We start from the raw sequence: 19,290 nt of genomic DNA on the forward strand, positions 1-19,290 counted from the left end.
CTGTAGATATAATATATTTAAAGAAACATTTAATGACAGGCTGCTCTCTCTAAATAAAAGTTTTTTTAAATTGATCCCATAAATAGATATACTAATCATATTAATAATTTTCATTACTATTAGTAGAATACTAATATGTACATATTTAACATTATGCCAATAATGTGTATATATCTAAAATCGTGCATACTTTTATTCAAAAATAGCATAATATTTTTAGAAATATTTACTTATTTAATAAGATTTTAATATTATGTTTGATCTAAATCTAGTTAATCATCGCATGCAGGACCTTATTCAGCGTTACGCGGCGTTAAAAGATATCTTATGTTATAGCGTAAAAATAGAACGTCTTCAAGAGATACACGCAGAATTAGAAAAGTCCAGTCTTTGGAGTATACCTAATCGCGCTCAAGCGCTCGGTAAAGAGCGCTCTACATTAGAAGAATGTATTAAATCACTACATAATATGCAAAAAGAATTAGAAGAAGCCTCTAGCTTATGTGAGTTGGCAAAAGAAATTTCTGATGAAGTAATATATGAAGAAATCCTAATTGAACTCAATATTCTAGAAAAAAAACTTACTTCGCTAGAATTTCAAAAAATGTTTCAAGGAGAACATATTAATTCTGACTGCTATATGGATATTCAAGCTGGATCTGGAGGTACTGAAGCTCAAGATTGGGCTAGAATGTTACTGCGCATGTACTTACGTTGGGCTGAAACAAAAGGTTTTAAGACTAAAATAATAGAAGAATCTTATGGTGATATTGCTGGTACTAAATCTGCAACACTGAAAATTAGCGGAAATTACGCATATGGATGGTGTCGGACTGAAACTGGTATTCATCGACTTGTTCGCAAAAGTCCTTTTGACTCTGGAGGACGACGTCATACATCATTTAGTTCTGTATTTATTTATCCAGAAGTTGACGATAAAATTGACTTAATAATTAATTCTGCAGATTTACGCATAGATGTATATCGTGCTTCTGGTGCAGGTGGTCAGCATGTTAACAAAACTGAATCAGCAGTTCGTATTACTCACTTACCAACTAATATTGTTGTACAGTGTCAAAGTGATCGCTCACAACATAAAAACAAAGATCAAGCATTTCAGCAGCTACGAGCAAAGCTATATGAATATACCATGCAACAAAAAAAAATAAATCAAAAAACGATGGAAGAAAATAAATCCAGCATTACTTGGGGTAGTCAAATTCGTTCTTATATTTTAGATGATTCACGTATCAAAGATTTACGAACTAATATAGAAACACGAAATATTCAGGAGGTGCTAGACGGTAATATTGATTTTTTTATTGAGGCCAGTTTAAAAGCGGGTTTATAATTAGGAGAATACATGCCACAAAAAGAGCCACAAACTAATGAAAAAGAGTTTCATCAAAATAAAGAAATACAACAACGACGTGCAAAACTAACTGCTATACGTACAGTAGGTCAGGCATTTCCTAATAATTTTCGCCAAAAACATATTTCTGATCAGCTTCATAGACAATATGATACAATGGATACAAAAGAACTAGAATCATTGAACTTAATTGTAACAGTTGCCGGTCGCATTATAACACGACGCGTTATGGGAAAAGCTTCTTTTATAACGTTACAAGATACAGGTGGTCGCATTCAACTATATATCTCTCATAATATATTATTAGATAACCCAAAGCAGGAAAACTTTAAAACATGGGATCTAGGCGATATTATTGGTGCACAAGGAAAATTATTTAAAACACAAACTTATGAACTTTCAATTTATTGTAGTGAGCTGCGTTTATTAACTAAATCTTTGCGTCCATTACCAAATAAATTTCACGGACTTGTTGATCAAGAAACTTGCTACAGGCAGCGTTATCTAGATCTTATTACTAATCCGGCCTCGCGAAGGATCTTTCAAATTCGCTCACAACTGATAGCAAGTATAAGAAAATTTATGGTAGAGCGTGATTTTTTAGAAGTAGAAACTCCAATGATGCAAGTTATTCCAGGAGGAGCATCAGCTCGTCCATTTATCACTCATCATAATGCTTTTAATATTGACATGTACCTACGAATTGCACCAGAACTATATCTAAAGCGCCTTCTGGTAGGAGGGTTTGAGCGTATATTTGAAATTAATAGAAATTTTCGTAATGAAGGTGTATCTCCACGACATAACCCAGAATTTACTATGATGGAAATATATGCAGCATATTGTGATTATAAAGATTTAATGAAATTAATCCAAGCTTTATTTTACACACTAGCAGAAGATATTCTAGGTAATCCTATTGTACCATATGGTAAGCATTGTTTTAACTTTGAAAAAACCTTTGAAGAAATTACAATGAAAGAAGCAATCGCCAGGCATCATCCGCAAATTAATATGTTAGCACTTAATAATTTTAATGCCTCATTAAAAATCGCCAATTCTTTCAATATACACATTGAAAGAAATTGGGGATTGGGTCGCTTAGTGACAGAAATATTTGAAAAAACAGTAGCGGAATCTCTCATTCAGCCAACTTTTATCACAGAATATCCAGCGGAAGTGTCTCCACTAGCACGTTGTAATGATACTCATCCAGATATCACTGACCGTTTTGAGTTGTTTATTTGTGGTCGTGAAATTGGTAATGGTTTTTCAGAACTCAATGACCCGGAAGACCAAGAAAAACGTCTTCTTAAGCAAGCTCATGCAAAAAACATGTTAGGTGATTGCGAAGCAATGTTCTACGATAAAGATTATATTACTGCATTAGAGTATGGATTGCCTCCATGTGCTGGATTAGGCCTTGGAATTGACCGTATGGTTATGCTTTTTACAAATAGCCAATCTATTCGTGATGTAATCCTATTTCCACTGCTTCGTCCATATAATAGATCAAGCACAGATCTCAAAAAATCATTCTAATATAAGATTTCACTCTTTAAACTATTATAGTGTACAATTTAACTTGTATCGATCAAAACTGATTAATTCTTATTGCATTTGACATTCAGGATTTTAGAGATTAATTTAAACATTTTCATCACGTATGCAATAAAAATACGAATATTATTCGTAATATTAATCAAAATATATCAAAGAAATCACTATTTCTAAAAATCATTCAGAATAAATAATATATAACTATAATAAATTTATTATTGTAGTTTTTATTTAATGGCTGGTATCTATATCATCAAAACTTTTGACTAAATCATCAATGGCCTTTAGTTGTACTAACAAAGGTTCTAACTGATTAAGTGGTAAAGCAGATGCCCCATCACATTTTGCTTGCGATGGGCATGGATGAGCTTCAATAAAAAGACCTGCAATTCCTACTGCAAGTCCAGCTCGAGCTAATTCACATACTTGAGATCGCCTTCCGTTAGAGATTGTACTCATTGGGGAACGATATTGTAAGGAATGTGTAACATCAAATATAACTGGATGATTTTTAGATGCTTGTTTCATAATGTTAAAACCTAACATATCAACTACAAGATTATCATAACCAAAGCTTACGCCACGATCACATAAAATAACTTTTTCATTTCCCCCTTGAGAGAATTTATGAACAATATTTCCTACTTGATCCGGGCTAATAAATTGTGGTTTTTTAACGTTTATAACTAAGTTAGTTTTTGCCATTGCACTAATCAAGTCAGTTTGACGTGCCAGGAAGGCAGGTAACTGAAGAACATCTACTATACTAGAAACTATTTTAACTTGATCTATTTCATGTACGTCCGTCATAATTTCAACGCCAAAACTATTCTTAATATCTTGGAAAATTGTCATACTTTCTTCAAAACCTAAACCACGATATGAAGAAATAGAAGAGCGATTAGCTTTATCAAAAGATGCTTTGAATACATATGAGATGCCAAGTTTTTCTGTTACTCTAAGATAATGTTCACAAACATACATCGCTAAATCGCGCGATTCTAGAATGTTCATTCCACCAAACAATACACTTGGTAAGTCATTTGCGACCTTAATATTGCCAATATTCACTATTTTGTGTTTCATCGTACCACCTATTATATTCAGTGGGGAGCGAGCAATCATAATGTTAATTTAATGTAATTATATAAAACTAAAGTAATTGTATGATAATATACTACATCTAAATATATGTATTTATAAAAGCATGTATGTATCTCATACCATTATTTGTTTTGATAGAGTTAAAATTTTATAATTTATTGTATAATAATCTATTGATGTAATCAGTACTATAAGTTTCAATTGAATCATCTACTTTACATAAGATGACATTCTAAATAATGAGGTTAAGGTATTTTTAAATAATTACATATATCGTTCGTTCAATAATAATAATTAGTATTAAATACTTTTATTTAGAAAACAACACAATTCACAGTGTTATTTAATGTATAAAGCACTATACTTCGTGCTAATTTATTAGTAACCTAAATATTTTTATTTATAATCAAGCGGTCATCTGTATGTGATTTTAAAATTATAGATGGCTATATTATTAAATTAATATTCACTATTAATTTAATATGATCTGAATATTAAATAAATTAGTATAAAAATTCCTTAATTAATAAAACAATTAGAACACTCATGCACTATTTTTATACATTCTATAGTGAATTTTTTAAAAAAGTTACACTGCTTAAAGCTAAAGCGTTACATTATAGTACTTTTAAAGATGCATATGTAATAGTAAGATTTTTAAATTAGACCTGAGCATTACAGAGCACAAATGTGAATCCGCTTATATTATTTAGAATAACCATCGCTACCAGTAAACTATACTATATATTCCTTTTTCTATAAGGGATTTGATATTTGTATTCATTGAATGTGTGTTATAGAAAAACAAGATACAAGAAGTATTTATCTTGTATAAATCAAACAGGTCGAATATAGATTATTAAATGGAGTCAAAAATGCCTAGCAGTAATCTAATACAACAACTAGAAGAAAGGGGCCTGATTCACCAGATCACTGATAAAAACGGCTTACAAAAACAATTAGAACAAAAAACAGTAACACTCTATTGCGGTTTAGATCCTACTGCTGATAGTTTACATGTTGGACATTTAGTGCCATTATTATTTTTAAAAAAATTTCAAAATATAGGTCATAAGCCTATCATATTACTAGGGGGCGCTACTGGTCTAATTGGAGATCCGAGTTTTAAAACAGATGAGCGCGTGTTATGTAATGTACTAGATATAGCACGATGGACAGAAGTCATCCATCTTCAACTTGCTCATTTTTTAGATTTTCATGGTAAAAATAATAATGCTATTGTGGTAAATAATTATGAATGGTTTCACACCATGAGCATGATAAAATTTTTACGTAATATTGGAAAATACTTTTCTATTAACCAAATGATTAACAAGGAGGCAGTAAAAAAACGATTACATCGAAATCACCAAGGTATTTCTTTCACTGAATTTTCCTATAATCTGTTACAGGCGTATGACTTTACTTACTTAAATAAAAATTATAATGTAACCCTACAAATTGGTGGGTCAGATCAATGGGGAAATATTATTTCAGGTGTTGATCTTACTAGACGAATCAATCAAACACAAGTTTTTGGAATAACACTTCCGCTGCTTATAAAATCTGATGGAACCAAGTTTGGTAAAACTGAAGATGAGACTATATGGTTAGATGCAAAAAAAACTAGTCCATACAAGTTTTATCAGTTCTGGATGAGTACTGCAGATTCTGATGTGTATCGTTTTTTAAAAATTTTTACCTCGATGAGTATTCATGATATAAACGAATTACAGAATGAAGATAAAAGTCGAAATAATTCCCCATTTGCTCAAAAAATACTAGCTGAACTAGTAACTGAATTGGTACATGGATATAAAGGTCTCTCTGCAGCGCGCAGAATTACACAAAGTTTATTTTCTAGACACATAAAGGAATTAACAGAAGAGGATATCAAAAAAATATTAGAAGATGGTGTAGAAAATATTATCTTTAAGGAATCTAAAGATTTACAACAAGCATTAGTAAACTCTTTACTAGCAACTTCCAGAGGTCATGCGAGAAAGTTAATTGCCTCGAAATCTATTAATGTTAATGGTAATTTACAAACTAATAGTGAACATATCTTCTGTCAATCAGATAAACTGTTTGATAAATATACTTTCTTATGTCGGGGAAAGAAGCATTATGTTATCATTATTTGGTTAAAATAAAATAGTAACGGCATTAAGAACCCTAAATACTCTTAATTATTATCAGAAGATTCTTTAGTAAAATAAAATACTTACATAAATTTCAAACCATGATCTATATTTAGCTATTCAATATTATTACATCTCTTAAGGAAAGCTTATCCTTTTGAGAAAAAATTGAGTAATTATTCTGTGTAAAATTATATGAACTAATAATAAAGATCATGATATTGATTATCACATACCCACAGAGCGTATCTTCAATAAAATCTTTTTGTTTTCTTTATTTAAGAAAAAAAGAACTAATCATTATATACTGTGCATGCTTTATTTAGTGCGTTTTTAATACTGTGAACATTAAAGATGCAGCTTATTTTTAAGAAAATTATTCTTATCTAGATAATACTAATTGTATTAAAAGATAGAATTATTCATATTTAAAAGCATTTTGAATATCAAAATATATTTTTATTTTTATAGAAGGGTAAAAATAAGTTTTACATGAAAAAGTCCTTTAGGCTAAAACAAGTAGTCATTATAGAATATACATTAATTTGATAGATATAATTGATTCTATGTTTACTGAACATCTATAATGCATCTTATGTACATTATAAGATTATTACTTGTATCAGTAAAATCTTTTAGATAGAGATGATTTTTATAAAAAAATATACAATAACATGTATTTTATAATTTTAAAAAATATTGACCAGAGCATAAATAAAATTCTATGGATGATATATATCATTTTAAATTTAAAGACTACAGTGTATAAAAACTTGGTGGATATATTTCAAAAGAAAGACTACATAATTATTATATCATTTAGTCTGTATACATCCATCAATAAAATCAGATACTAATGATATTACGAATCAATCTCATTTATGATATTCAGCATAACTGATTCATCTAGATGGTCTTCAGAAGCTAAATTAATATCTTTAGCTAGAAAATCATGATACTGAAAATAAGATTCTCTTACAAACACATAAGGATCTTTTGTGCCTTTTATAATATCCTCATAATCTAAAAGTTGAGCACGAGTTTCAATGCCTTCTAAAAACCACTTTCCAGCAGACATCCACCATGCGAACCAATTATATGGCAGGTAAAGATAATCCACCAGTCCACCTAGATCTTCCCGAGGTGTAAAACTGCCGTAAATAGGCATGACAATATAAATTCCATAGCAAATTTTATAATGACCTAATATACTACCAAATGCTCGATGTTCTTCTTGTTCTAATGTTAGATTGGCCATACTTGCAACATCAATCAAACCACCCATACCTAATAAGGTATTTAAAAGTAATCTATTTAAATGTAAGCCTGCCTTATAGGGATGACCTTCAAGTAAGTAGTTGACTATTGAGCTAGGCTCACTAAGATTTCTAGTAAAATTTCTTAAACCATGACGAATAGGAATAGGTAAGGCATCTCGCCATAATAACGCCAATGGGCGTATGATATAAGGATCTAAAATATTATAATTCCAATTAAAGATAGTTCGATTAACACTCTCTAGAGGGTCTTTATGTTTCATAGGAATCTCACTCTTTACAGGTAAACTGATGCAACCTGTCATGAGAATACCTGCAAATATTAATTTTGTGATCTGACGGCTCACAGAGTATCTTCCTTTGCTAAAGTAATTAGTTTCGATGAATCATCTAAAACTAATGATTCTAGATTATGCATGCTGAAACCTATCCACACTAATCTTTATAATAATTTTATCTATAAAAAATGTACTATTCTCTCTATCTCATAACATATCTTGTACACTTATATAGATCTAAAATTAAATAATGATTGTAGGTCTTAAAAACTTAATATGTAACTCTAAAACTAGTTGCTATAATATATAAATATCTTTTTATAATTAAGAAAATTCTATTTTATAAAAAAACTAATAATTTTTTATAGTATCTATCACTTGGAGTATATAATGTAGTCATAACAAAACCACGTAAGATTTTTAAATTATAATTTATATCACATAAGTTTTTCTATGCATAGCTAATCCTGTATTTTGACTTCAGGGGGTTATTGGTATGATATGATTAGAATGTATGCTATATTGAAAATTTGTAAAATAAAATAAATTAGTAACTATTTTTATTAGGCTATATTGTCTGTATAGATTAATGATCATTGATCATTTAAAAATTAATAAATTCTTTGAGCACAACTAATACAATCATTCGTATTAGTAGTTAGTATACTATCTATAATCAATAATATAAAAAATTTTAAAAACAATACTAATTAAATTATCTGGTGTGCTCTACTTAACAATAATCTGATTGTAATCAGATAGATTTTTATTCTATTAATTATGGTTTTGTTATGTTTTGTATCAAATTATGGTTTAGATTATTGATATAGATAAAATAAATCTGTATTAAATTAAATATTAATTTAAGTAATTTATAAAAATAATTTTAGTAATCACTAATTTATACGTAACTTATTATATATAAATATTCTAAATATTGTTCTGATATACTAAATAATACGGAAAAATAAAGAATATTGATTTGAGGTAATACGTAAATTTTAAATAGCAATCTTAATGATATGTATAATATCAATATATATGAGGTTTTTATTATTTATAGAAACACAACATCTCAATGAGAATAAAAGCCTACTTAAAAAATAAAACCCTATAGAAGATTGCTCATTTTTTAAATAAGATCAAAAGAACCATGCAAGATAGAATAAATAATATTGTATTATCTCCGATTAGAGTAGTTAAAATTAATTCAGATATCATCAAAATTTTGCATTAAAGAGAGCTTAATTTTTATTTTTTACGATAACTATAAAATTTATCTAAGGTTTGAAATATTAAAATATAGACTTGTATTAAAGCTATGTATAAAAGCCTATAGTACTAAGTGCTTCTCTAAGAGGATTCACTAAATTCTACTCTATGTAAGTAGATTTGAGTTAAGTTATTTATCATGGTATTTTGTGTAGAATAATAGGCTATTTATGGCATAATTATTTTATATAAATCTATATAACATATCGGACAGTGATGATATAATATATACAGAAATACATCAGAAAATCTATATAAAACGAAAAATACTATATATGTACTATGAACGGCCTCATGTAAGTATATTAAAAACATGTACTGACTCAAAATTATAATTCATTGTTCACTTAGTGATAAACAAGACTCTCTTAATACTCAAACATGGCTGAAATTGATTCCTCATTACTAATACGACGAATTGCTTCAGCTAACATACCTGATAATGTAAGAGTACGTACAGTGGGTAGTGCGCGAATCTCTTTAGGTAATGGAATCGTATCACACACCACTACTTCATCAATCATTGAATTACGTAAATTATTCACCGCATTACCTGAAAAAATTGGATGCGTAGTATATGCAAAAACACGTTTTGCTCCTCGATATTTAAGAGCCTCCGCCGCTTTACATAAAGTACTACCAGTGTCAATCATATCATCTACTAATACACAATCACGCTCCGCTACATCACCAATGATATTCATTACCTGTGATACATTAGCACGTGGACGACGTTTATCAATAATTGCCATATCTGTATCATTAAGTAATTTAGCCATTGCGCGTGCTCTAACTACTCCACCTATATCTGGAGAAACTACGATAGGATTTTCTAAACCAATTTGTAACATATCTTCTAGAAGGATAGGACTTCCAAAGACATTATCCACTGGTACATCGAAAAACCCTTGAATCTGTTCAGCATGTAAATCTACAGTTAATACGCGATCCACCCCAACACTAGACAAAAAGTCAGCGATCACTTTTGCAGTAATAGGGACGCGTGAGGAACGAACACGACGATCTTGGCGTGCATAACCAAAATATGGAATGACTGCAGTAATGCGTCCGGCGGAAGCTCGACGTAGGGCATCAACCATAACTACTAACTCCATTAAATTATCATTGGTGGGGGCGCAAGTAGATTGGATAATAAAAATATCATCACCACGTACATTCTCATTGATTTGCACGCTTACTTCACCATCGCTAAAACGACCTACAGCAGCCTTACATAGTCCACTCTGAAGGCGATCCGCAATGCGTTGTGCTAATTCTGGAGTGGCATTACCAGCAAAAAGCTTCATATTAGGCAAAAGAATAACCTCAGGTTTGACATCTAGTAAAGAGACTAATCCAAGTAGAAAACTTGTTTTTAATTATTTATATTTTAGATATACGTAGATAATAAATATTATGTAAACGATCAAGGTATTCTCTTTCTTAATTGTGTCCTTATTTTATCTATTTTTTCTGAATATAATAAAGAATCAATAATCAGTATTTATTACTTATCACGGGTTCTTTTTCTGTCAATGAAAAATAGGTAGTTATTATGCCATTAGGATGATGATTAAGCTTTAACGTAATAATTATCATTTAACTTTTTTCTCAAAACGCGGCATAGTAATATTGTATAATGGAGAGAGGTTAATTCCTCGAGCAACAAATCCTGCCCATCTTTTAGGAACCAAACTTAATGTCTGGAGAGCTAACACTTTAGTAGGAAATTCTGCAAACACGCATGACCCTGTGCCAGTTAAATGAGGATGGGCGTGCAGCCCTACCCAGTTAATAAGTTGTTCAAGTTCATTACAATAATGTCTAGCAATAGACTCACAGTCATTATGAGATTCACCTAATAATAAATCTCTAAGCTGACGATAGGGTGTACTCCTAGTAAGAAAAGGATCATTAAAAATTTGAAAGGTATTGATACTGACATTAGGGTAAATAACTATATACCATTTGTTAGGAAGTACTATTGGGGTTAGCAATTCACCAATCCCCTCAGCAAAGGAAGATAAACCGTAAATAAAAACTGGTACATCAGCACCCAATTTTAAACCTAAAGCTGCTAGCTGCTCTACACTAAAATTTATATCCCATAAATAATTCAGTGCTACTAAAACAGTCGCTGCATTTGACGAGCCGCCGCCTACGCCGCCACCAATTGGTAATCTTTTTTCTATTTTTAAAGTGGCCCCAACACGATCAGGTAATTTACTGCATAATTTTGCCTGATCACGTAATAATTTTGCTGCACGAACAATAATATTTTTTTCGTCTACGACACCAGATAAAGATTTTAATAATATAATTTCACCACTTCGATCGTTTTCTACTAAGAGAGTATCCCCGTAATCGAGCAATTGAAATAAAGTTTGAAGATTATGATAACCATCAGAGCGGCGACCAATAATATGAAGAAATAAATTTAACTTTCCTGGCGAAGGCCATTTAGTTATCATGATAATTTCCTATTTATCCAGCTTTAACTGAATGCGTTGATTAGCTTGATGTAGCTCAATACGAGAAGGCATTTCTGGTCTGCCGGGTGCTTTTCGATATCCTAAGTAAGAAATATGCAGTTGAGCGCGTGATTTACCAAAGCTTAATTCACGTAAATGAGACTCTACATCAAGACTAAAATTAGTAGAATCTCCGGGTAGTCCCATGATCCACTGACTAACATTTTTTAGTGAAAGCATTATTCCAGTTAATTTATATATTATCTGTTCTGCATTCTTCTCATTAACAACACATTCATCGCCTCTATTGTAGATATAGACTAATTTATCTTCTTTTTCTACTTTTAACTCTGTCATACCTAATAAATTGGTTAACAAAAATTTATAGTGATGAGGTGAAATTTGTTTCCAGTAAAAACGAGCCAATAGTTTTTGATTATTAGAGTAAAAAAATAATGTACCATAAGCTTGATACTGAGTAAGCGCTTTAACTAACTTTTGGTGATGATTCCATTTTGAATTAATATTAATTACACTGATAACTTCTGTTGTTAAGCAATGATCTTGGCTACAAGCTGCTAAGAATATAAACAAAATATAAATCAATTGCTTCAAACGAAAAAAGGAAAATAATAATAACATTATAGACTAGGATCCTTAAAAGAACCAGTTTAGTGATAATAATACGTCTAGTCTTAATGCTGATGGAACGCACTAATCTATAAAGAAATAAATATTTTTCTTAATAAATTTCTTATTATATCAGCTACGTTCATTGTATTAAGTGATCTAGTTTTTATTCATTAATTATGGTAATTTCATTCAGTTTTAAAGATATATGAGAGAATTTATCATTCTAGTCATCATAAATATATACACACTCATTTTACATAAACTTTTTAAACATTAAAACTCTTATATTTTGGTTTTATAAATATAAAAACATTATCTAGCTTACACCTAGGTATATTATATTTTAAAGTATTCTAGGAAAATAATTAAAATACCTTCTTCAGGTATCTTGATGGGCCTAGATTATCTAAAAAGATATTTATCAACTAATACTAATATCATAAAAACGATCGAAGTTACTTTATAAAATGCACATAGCTAGAATATTAGATGTATAATATTAAATCAGATAGATTGTAGCTGACTAAAAAGTCAGAATGAATTTGAAAGATAAAAATATCATTTACAATGATATGCAATATAAATTGCAGAAATGATTTTTTATAAAAAATATATATCAAAATTAAAAAATGTACGAATATTATAACATGTTTAATCTCTATGCCATAATAAGTCATATCTATATATCTGTATATTTACAGGATCATACTATCTTACTATATAAACCATCATCTTAATCAAAAAAGATAAGACTAATCATATGATGTCTTATAATCTATCTGACCATCTATTAAATATAAAAGATAGTATACAACTGCTATTAAGTTTTATCTACAGCTAATAATTTAGAAGATTATTATTATACATATGTAAAAATATTTAAAGTAAACTAGTGTAGTTAATGATAAAATTAATAGTATTATTATACTATACTAGATACAAATAATAGTTTTTATGATTGAAAATCTAATAAAAACTAGCACAAATTGCTTACAGAAATGAATAAAATAATAATTATTTATCCAATCATGCTAATAATATCTTCTTACTTGAAAATAATAATTTTATTATAATAAGTTTTTTTATATTTTTCTTAAATTGATATAAAAATAACTATTTGTACCAGTAAAATTTTTACAGATTTTTTTATATAAAATGATAATATTTATTTGTTAATATGTGATAATTAATAATTAATATTTAATAAATATACGCTAGTTAATTTATAAAATTAGTTATTTTTATTCAACCCTCCAATATATCCATTCCTAAATAATGGCTAATTATAGAGAAAAACAGATCTGAAATTTTCAGATCAAACCTTACTCTGAAGAAATGTTTAGAGTATATTAAATATCAAGTATAATAAAAAATTCCTCAAAAAACATTATCCTTTAGGAACTAAAGGATAATGTTCTCTAATACTATAAAGAACTTAACGATGAGACTCTTACTCTGTTAGGTATCGCTCAAGTGATGATTATTAATAAGATTTTTATGCTCAATAAATATTTAATTTTCATTAAATATTCTTTTCTACTAGCAAGTGCGCTATATAATGAAAAAGCTTTAAAAGAACAGATATAAGTCTTAGAAAATGGTAGTGCGTGTTGTTTATTTTTGATATATATATTATTCTAATATGATCTGTTACCTTAATAAGATCAATCAGATTGATAAGGTATTATTATACATATGAAGCCTTCCATAATATCTAAATTAGAGTCCTTAAAAGAGCGTCATATAGAGCTTGAAATAATGCTAAGCGATTCTAGTGTAATTTTTGATCAAGAACGTTTTCGAATGCTATCCCGTGAATATTCACAGTTAATAAATGTTAGTCAATATTTTGATAAATGGAAAAAAAACCAAGAAGACATTAAAAATTCTGAAGACATGATGACTGATGATGAAATGCGCGACATAGCACATGAAGAGTTACAAGCATTATATAAAATTAATAACTATTTAGAAAAACAGTTACATTTGTTTCTTTTACCTAAAGATGATAATGATCAACATAATTGCTATTTAGAAGTACGTGCTGGTACAGGCGGTAATGAAGCAGCAATCTTTGCTGGTGATCTATTTCGCATGTACAGCCGCTATGCCGATTCTCAGTATTGGAAAGTTGACATTATAAGTGCTCATGAAGGCGAAATTGGTGGCTATAAGGAAATTATTACTAAGGTGATCGGCAAGGGTGCTTACGGACGTCTTAAGTTTGAATCCGGAGGTCATCGTGTACAACGTGTGCCAGATACTGAATCTCAAGGTCGTATTCACACTTCATCATGCACCGTAGCAGTGATGCCTGAACTTCCAGAAATTGAGCTTTCAGTAATTAATACTAATCAATTAAAAATTGATACTTTTCGTTCTTCTGGAGCCGGAGGGCAACATGTTAATACGACCGACTCAGCAATTCGCATTACCCATCTTCCAACCGGAATGGTAGTCGAATGTCAAGATGAACGATCGCAACATAAAAATAAAGCAAAAGCTCTTTCAGTTCTCGCTGCACGCATACATAACGCAGAAAGGATTCGTTGTCAGCAGATTACAGCATCTACACGCCGAAATTTACTAGGTAGCGGTGATCGATCGGATCGTCATCGTACCTATAATTTTCCACAAGGGAGAATTACTGATCATCGTATCCAGCTAACTATATATCGTTTAGATGAAGTAATGGAAGGAAAATTAGACACTCTTATTGAACCTATTATTCAAGAATATCAGGCAGATCAGCTAGCGGCTCTTTCTTCTGGGTAAGATAAATGAAGATACGTGACTGGATGAAGATTGCAATAAAACAACTGCAATACAATGAAAATCCACGTCGAGATGCAGAAATTTTATTAGGGTTTGTAACAGGTAAAGATAGAAGTTGGTTAATTGGCTTTGATGATAGTGTTCTCTCATCCTGCATTCTCGTAAAACTTGAAAAATTATTAGCACGACGCTCTTTTGGAGAGCCAATCGCATATCTTATAAAAAAACGTGAATTTTGGTCTCTTGTATTACATCTTACATCTGATGTAATGATCCCTCGCCCAGATAGTGAGATATTAGTGGAACAAGCATTAGCTCATCTTCCAATAAAAAGTTGTCACATACTAGATTTAGGTACTGGTAGTGGTGCTATAGCACTAGCTATAGCTAGTGAGCGTACAGATTGTTCAGTTTTAGGAGTTGACTGTATCTCCTCTATTGTAAGATTAGCTAAATATAATGCCAGAAGATTAGGTTTAAAAAATGCTACTTTTATCTTCGGTAGATGGTTCTCTACTATAAAAGATCGGAAGTTTAGTATAATTGTTAGCAATCCACCTTATATGGATATCACTGATCAGCACCTCCTGGAAGGAGATCTTCGTTTTGAACCAAAACATGCGTTAGTTTCGGGTGATAGCGGTCTTGCTGATATTAAATTGATTATAACAGAATCAGGAAAATATTTAATACCCGGCGGATGGCTCTTACTAGAACATGGCTGGAAACAAGCTAACATAATTCGACGTATTATGAGTGAGAACCAATTCTGTGAAATATCAACCTTTCAAGATTATGGTGGAAATGATCGCGTTACTTTAGGACGCTCTTTGTGAGATAAAAATATTGATATAAAAAAAATTTAACATCATTATTCTATTACCTGATCTTTTCTATTACCGATTAAGTGATCTCGTTGCATACCTAACTGTAATGCTAAAGCAGAAGATGTATAAATAGAAGAAATTGTACCAACAATGATACCAATGAACATAGTTAAGGAAAACCCCCTTAGCATAGCCCCACCAAAAACAAATAAAATGAATACCATCATTAAGGTTATTATTGAGGTAATGATTGTCCGCTGAACTGTTTGTGTTATAGAAAGATTAATAATATAAGACGAAGAAAAAGTAGTGGTAGAGATTTTTCGACAATTTTCACGAATACGATCTGAAACTACAATTTTATCATTTAAGGAATAACCTATTACTGATAGTAAAGATGCAATAATAGTAAAATCTATCTCTATTTGAAATAGAGATAGAGCGCCTATAGTAATAATTATATCGTGTGTTAAAGCTAACACTGTTCCTAAAGCTAGTCTCCATTCAAAACGGATAGCAATATATAAAAAAATCGCTATTAACGCTGACAGTAAAGCTACACCTCCTATTATTAATAGTTCGCTGCCAACACGAGGACCTACGCATTCAATACGTTTCACGATAATTTTTTCTTGAACTATATCTTGAATACTTTTGAGAATTTGACCTCCTGAATCAGTATTTGGATGTTTTTCTTGTAAAGGTATATGTATTATAAAATCATGACTGCTACCAAAATTTTGTATTTGTATTTTAGTAAAACCAACTTCTTTTAATCTGCTACGTATGTGATCTAAATTATCTGGTTTTTGAAGAAAAACTTCGATGACCGCGCCACCAGTAAAATCAAGGCCCCAATAAAAACCACGCACACTAATTATTATTAGTGCTAACATTAATAAAAATGCTGAAATAGAGAAAGCGATTGTCTTCCAATGCATAAATTGCACTATGTTTTTTCTATAATTAATATCTTTACTACCATTTTGTTCCAACATATTACTCTCATATAGATAATTTATGTATACGTTTCCCGCCATATATTAAATTAATTATGGCACGCGTGCCTATCAGTGAAGTTAACATAGAAGTAGCTATACCAATTCCAGTAGTAATTGCAAAACCTTTAATTGAACCAGAACCAACTACATATAAAATAATTACTTTGATTAGCGTTGTTATATTAGCATCTAAAATGCTTGAAAATGCTGCTTTATAACCGATATGAATAGCTTTTTGTATAGAATGTTGATTGTATAGTTCTTCTTTAATGCGTTCGTTAATTAACACATTAGCATCCACAGCTACTACTAGAGTTAAAACAATACCCGCAATACCTGGCATGGTAAGTGTGGCACCCGGCAATATTGACATGCTTGCTACAATGAGTATTAAATTAGCCAGAAGTGCACAAGTAGCCGCTAATCCAAATATTTTATATCGCACGATCATAAAAGTAATAGATGCAAAAAGACCACATATACAGGCCTCTATACCTTGTTTAATATTTTGTGATGCTAGACTTGGACCAATAATACGCTCTTCTACAATTTGTATTGGTGCAATTAAAGCACCGGCTCGCAAAAGTAACGAAAGTTGACGTGCTTCTTTTGGGTAATTTATTCCGCTAATTCGGAAATAATTACCAAATGAAGACTGAATATGTGCGAGATTAATAATCTCATCATGTTTTTCTAAAGAAAAATGAGTATTCATGTTACTTGTACCGCGCTCTCTATATTCAATAAAGAGAGTCGCTATTAATTTACCTATGTGATTCTTGGTAAAGCTAGACATTATATTACCACCTTCATTATCTAGTGAAATATTAACCTCTGGCTCATTATATTCATTAGTACTATAAGTAGAATCTATAATATGATTTCCAGTTAAAATAACTTTTTTATATAAAACTACTACTTGTCCATCACGTGTTTTTTTTAATTCTGAGTTATTCGGTATAACTCCATGAGAATTGGTCAGGGGGTTAACTAAACGAAATTCTAACGTTGCTGTAGCGCCAAGAATTTCTTTAGCGCGCGCAGTATCTTGAATACCTGGCAGCTCTACTATGATACTCTCATCCCCTTGTCTTTGCACGAGAGTATCAGCTAAACCTAATTGAGTAACTCGATTTCGTAAAATATGTATATTTTGCTGTAATGCATATTCGCGAGCAGTTTGTATGTTCTGATCGCTTGCCCTAATTATTAAGAAAGAATCAGAATGTTTTCGAAAAACCATATCAGAAGGAAAAGAAAGCAAATATTTAGTAAATTTATCACAATCTAGCTTATCACGGAAATGCACTGCAACCTCACAGTGATTCATTTTTTGGAGATTGATGTAATGAATACCCTGTGTAGTTAGCCTTTGCCTTAGTGTGTCTAGGGTGTTTTCTTGTAATTTATTTACAACAGCATCCATATCCACTTTCATAAGAAAATGAACGCCACCACGTAAATCTAGACCAAGTTTCATTGGGTTTGCAGATAACATAGCCAACCATTTAGGTGTTGCCGGTGCAAGATTTAGAGCCACTATGTAATTTTTTCCAAGCAGTCTAGAAATGACTTCTTGTGCCTTCAACTGCAGATCGGTGTTTATAAAACGTATTAAAATATCTTCAGAGCCAAAGATAAAAGATTTACTTTGAATATTGTTTTGTTTTAGAATATCTTGAATGTTAGTCAGAACGTTTTTATTTACAATATTTTTACTTGTACTAGTAATTTGAATAGCTGGATCTTCTCCATATAGGTTTGGTAATGCATATAACAAGCCAATGAGTAATATAACAATTAGAATCAGATACTTCCATAAAGGATAACGATTTAACATGGACGCGTCCTTAAGGAAAGGTAATTACAATATTGTGATGACCTTTAAAATAAAATAAAATAAAATAAAGTTGTATTTTACACAGTTTATATGATAATTAAAGATTCATTATATATAATATATTTATATTGCTTATTTTCTTAATTAGACTATCACATCTTAATGTATATATAATTTATATAAAGATACATAAAATATTTTTTATGCTACTTCTTATATTTTTTTCGTTGTCTTTTTAAAAAAATAAAGGGTTTTTTAGAAAAACTTTTTATAAATATATTCCTACAGAGCTATTTAATACCTATCTTTTGAATAGAACACTTTTAATTATTAAATCTAATTTATTTTTTAAAAAAATACATTTTATTTTTTTATATTTTTATATATATTATTTACAATAACAATTAATATTTTTCATTGTAAATTACTACATTCTACAGCTTACATGCCTAATTAAGTATTATTTTCTTTTTTTTATTTACACTTGTTTTCTATTCATTTGTGTTTCTTGTGCTTATTTTACGATATACTATTATAAGATGTGTTGCGATGATATTTGAATTATTCTTCATCTATAATAATTATATTTTATTTCTATACATAGACTTTATTAATCCATGATTATACTGAGTATTAATATTATTGAATCACAATTACTACTTTATTAATAATTTTTTCATCTTACTAGGCAAATCGTTGATCTATTTTCTAGAGAGATTAATATAAGTTCTGTATGTCA

At 30.1% G+C, this 19,290-nt stretch carries 12 protein-coding genes; 5 read left to right on the forward strand and 7 right to left on the reverse strand.

Going from position 1 to position 19,290, the window contains the following annotated elements; all coding sequences use genetic code 11:
- Nucleotides 1–253 precede the first annotated feature (253 nt).
- Nucleotides 254–1,351, forward strand: a complete 1,098-nt coding sequence (gene prfB / locus ERCIPSPA2889_RS01975; protein ID WP_157989187.1) for a peptide chain release factor 2 — start codon at nt 254–256, stop codon at nt 1,349–1,351.
- A 12-nt stretch (nt 1,352–1,363) separates the two neighbouring features.
- On the forward strand, nt 1,364–2,914 hold the full coding sequence (gene lysS / locus ERCIPSPA2889_RS01980; protein ID WP_157989188.1) for a lysine--tRNA ligase: 1,551 nt from the start codon (nt 1,364–1,366) through the stop codon (nt 2,912–2,914).
- Between the two features lie 249 nt (nt 2,915–3,163).
- Here lysS and kdsA read toward each other — a convergent pair whose 3' ends face one another.
- Nucleotides 3,164–4,018 carry a 3-deoxy-8-phosphooctulonate synthase gene (gene kdsA / locus ERCIPSPA2889_RS01985; protein WP_157989189.1) on the reverse strand — a complete coding sequence of 285 codons (855 nt, stop codon included), beginning with the start codon at nt 4,016–4,018 and terminating at the stop codon, nt 3,164–3,166.
- An 893-nt stretch (nt 4,019–4,911) separates the two neighbouring features.
- Between kdsA and tyrS the strand changes: the two genes are divergently transcribed.
- A complete protein-coding gene (tyrS, locus tag ERCIPSPA2889_RS01990) occupies nt 4,912–6,189 on the forward strand; it encodes a tyrosine--tRNA ligase (protein ID WP_157989190.1) in 1,278 nt (425 codons plus the stop codon).
- An 850-nt stretch (nt 6,190–7,039) separates the two neighbouring features.
- Here tyrS and ERCIPSPA2889_RS01995 read toward each other — a convergent pair.
- The 4 genes from ERCIPSPA2889_RS01995 to lolB all read right to left on the reverse strand — a co-directional run bounded on the left by ERCIPSPA2889_RS01995 (nt 7,040) and on the right by lolB (nt 12,117).
- Nucleotides 7,040–7,801, reverse strand: coding sequence for an MlaA family lipoprotein (locus tag ERCIPSPA2889_RS01995; RefSeq protein WP_157989191.1), 762 nt, complete (start codon nt 7,799–7,801; stop codon nt 7,040–7,042).
- Between the two features lie 1,571 nt (nt 7,802–9,372).
- The gene (locus ERCIPSPA2889_RS02000) at nt 9,373–10,320 is read right to left on the reverse strand and encodes a ribose-phosphate pyrophosphokinase (RefSeq protein ID WP_157989192.1); all 948 of its coding nucleotides are present in this window, start codon (nt 10,318–10,320) and stop codon (nt 9,373–9,375) included.
- Between the two features lie 279 nt (nt 10,321–10,599).
- Entirely contained in the window at nt 10,600–11,475 is an 876-nt protein-coding gene (gene ispE, locus ERCIPSPA2889_RS02005; protein ID WP_157989193.1) for a 4-(cytidine 5'-diphospho)-2-C-methyl-D-erythritol kinase, read from the reverse strand.
- A 9-nt stretch (nt 11,476–11,484) separates the two neighbouring features.
- Nucleotides 11,485–12,117 carry a lipoprotein insertase outer membrane protein LolB gene (gene lolB, locus ERCIPSPA2889_RS02010; RefSeq protein WP_157989194.1) on the reverse strand — a complete coding sequence of 211 codons (633 nt, stop codon included), beginning with the start codon at nt 12,115–12,117 and terminating at the stop codon, nt 11,485–11,487.
- 1,686 nt (nt 12,118–13,803) lie between these two features.
- On the opposite strand from lolB, the gene prfA reads away from it, so the two are divergent.
- Both prfA and prmC read left to right on the forward strand, forming a co-directional pair.
- A complete protein-coding gene (gene prfA / locus ERCIPSPA2889_RS02015; RefSeq protein ID WP_157989195.1) occupies nt 13,804–14,883 on the forward strand; it encodes a peptide chain release factor 1 in 1,080 nt (359 codons plus the stop codon).
- Nucleotides 14,884–14,888: 5 nt separating this feature from the next.
- Nucleotides 14,889–15,719, forward strand: coding sequence for a peptide chain release factor N(5)-glutamine methyltransferase (gene prmC / locus ERCIPSPA2889_RS02020; protein ID WP_157989196.1), 831 nt, complete (start codon nt 14,889–14,891; stop codon nt 15,717–15,719).
- Nucleotides 15,720–15,754: 35 nt separating this feature from the next.
- Here prmC and secF read toward each other — a convergent pair whose 3' ends face one another.
- Together secF and secD are read right to left on the reverse strand one after the other, a co-directional pair.
- Nucleotides 15,755–16,708, reverse strand: coding sequence for a protein translocase subunit SecF (secF, locus tag ERCIPSPA2889_RS02025; protein ID WP_157989197.1), 954 nt, complete (start codon nt 16,706–16,708; stop codon nt 15,755–15,757).
- 7 nt (nt 16,709–16,715) lie between these two features.
- Nucleotides 16,716–18,551, reverse strand: coding sequence for a protein translocase subunit SecD (gene secD, locus ERCIPSPA2889_RS02030; RefSeq protein WP_157989198.1), 1,836 nt, complete (start codon nt 18,549–18,551; stop codon nt 16,716–16,718).
- Nucleotides 18,552–19,290: the final 739 nt, after the last annotated feature.

Source organism: Candidatus Erwinia haradaeae (assembly GCF_900698985.1).
Taxonomy (GTDB): domain Bacteria; phylum Pseudomonadota; class Gammaproteobacteria; order Enterobacterales; family Enterobacteriaceae; genus Erwinia_E; species Erwinia_E haradaeae_B.

Excerpts from the sequence above, each read along its gene's own strand:
- prfB (WP_157989187.1), top strand. The coding sequence starts at position 254 with ATGTTTGATCTAAATCTAGTTAATCATCGCATGCAGGACCTTATTCAG.
- lysS (WP_157989188.1), top strand. The coding sequence starts at position 1,364 with ATGCCACAAAAAGAGCCACAAACTAATGAAAAAGAGTTTCATCAAAAT.
- kdsA (WP_157989189.1), bottom strand. The coding sequence starts at position 4,018 with ATGAAACACAAAATAGTGAATATTGGCAATATTAAGGTCGCAAATGAC.
- tyrS (WP_157989190.1), top strand. The coding sequence starts at position 4,912 with ATGCCTAGCAGTAATCTAATACAACAACTAGAAGAAAGGGGCCTGATT.
- ispE (WP_157989193.1), bottom strand. The coding sequence starts at position 11,475 with ATGATAACTAAATGGCCTTCGCCAGGAAAGTTAAATTTATTTCTTCAT.
- lolB (WP_157989194.1), bottom strand. The coding sequence starts at position 12,117 with ATGTTATTATTATTTTCCTTTTTTCGTTTGAAGCAATTGATTTATATT.
- prfA (WP_157989195.1), top strand. The coding sequence starts at position 13,804 with ATGAAGCCTTCCATAATATCTAAATTAGAGTCCTTAAAAGAGCGTCAT.
- prmC (WP_157989196.1), top strand. The coding sequence starts at position 14,889 with ATGAAGATACGTGACTGGATGAAGATTGCAATAAAACAACTGCAATAC.
- secF (WP_157989197.1), bottom strand. The coding sequence starts at position 16,708 with ATGTTGGAACAAAATGGTAGTAAAGATATTAATTATAGAAAAAACATA.
- secD (WP_157989198.1), bottom strand. The coding sequence starts at position 18,551 with ATGTTAAATCGTTATCCTTTATGGAAGTATCTGATTCTAATTGTTATA.